Source organism: Mesorhizobium sp. M7A.F.Ca.CA.002.09.1.1 (genome assembly GCF_003998555.1).
Taxonomy (GTDB): domain Bacteria; phylum Pseudomonadota; class Alphaproteobacteria; order Rhizobiales; family Rhizobiaceae; genus Mesorhizobium; species Mesorhizobium ciceri.
The window spans coordinates 1-1141 of sequence record NZ_RZRR01001272.1 but is presented as its reverse complement, the minus strand read 5'-3'; the positions used below and the strand labels follow the sequence as shown (position 1 = coordinate 1141).

Annotated in this window: 1 protein-coding gene; it reads right to left on the bottom strand. The window is 63.4% G+C overall.

The genetic code is table 11. From position 1 onward, the window contains the following. The coding region (locus EN994_RS32445) for a sugar ABC transporter ATP-binding protein (protein WP_164746471.1) at positions 1–1141 on the bottom strand (1141 nt) is incomplete at both ends.

The window sequence follows — 1141 nt, the reverse complement described above, 5'->3', positions numbered from 1 at the left end:
GACACAGCGCGCAAGGACAACCTTCTGCTGGTTGCCGCCGCTCAGGGATTGGACGGGCAGGTCCGGCGACGCCGTCTTGATGGAGAAGCGCTTGATGTGCTCGACCACGCTCCTGCCTTCCGCCGATCCGTTCATGAAGCCCTTGCGCGCATAATGCGGCAGGTTGGCCACGGTGATGTTGTGGGCGACCGACGCGGTCAGTGACAGGCCCGTCTGCTTGCGGTCCTCCGTGACCAGCGAAATGCCGGCGCCGATGGAATCGGCGGGCGTCTTGAGATCGATGGGCTTGCCCTCGATCAGCACCTGGCCGGAATCCCGCGGCTCGTTTCCGTAGAGCGCATTCACGAACTCGCTGCGACCGGAGCCGAGAAGCCCGTATATGCCGACGATCTCTCCCGCATGAACGGTCATGTCGATGTCGGCGAACTTTCCCTTCGATGCAAAGCCGCGGGCTTCGAGCAAGGGTTTCTGCGGGCCGGTATCCTTCGGTTCGCGATGATGGTCCAACAGGTCGCGGCCGACGATCGACCGGATCAGGCCCTTGCGGTCGATTTCGGAAATCGATCCGCCGCCTACGAAACGGCCGTCGCGGAAGACCGTATAATCGTCGGCGATCTCGAAGATCTCGGTCAGGCGGTGCGAGACATAAATGATGCCTACGCCCTCCGCGGTCAGAGTGCGGATCGCGTCGAACAGCATCTGCGCCTCGCGCTCGCCAATGGCCGAGGTGGGTTCGTCCATGATCAGGATGTCGCTGCGGCGGCTGATTGCCTTGGTGATCTCGACGAGTTGGGCCTGCGCGATCGAAAGATCGCGCAACCGCGCACCAGCGGGGATGTTGAATTTCAACCGCGCCAGGATCGCCTCCGCGTCGCTTAGCATGCACTTGTCGTCGACGAAGAAGCGGCCGCGCCGCTGTTCGCGGCCGAGATAGAGGTTCTCGGCGACGGTCATGTCCAGGAACGGGCTGAGCTCCTGGGTGATGATGGCGATACCGGCATCGAGCGCCTCGGCGGGGGAGGAGAAATTCACCTCCCGGCCTTTCACCGTGACGGATCCGGCGTCGCGCCGCAGCATCCCCATCAACACGCCGAGGAAGGTGGACTTGCCGGCACCGTTGCCACCGCACAAGGCATTGACC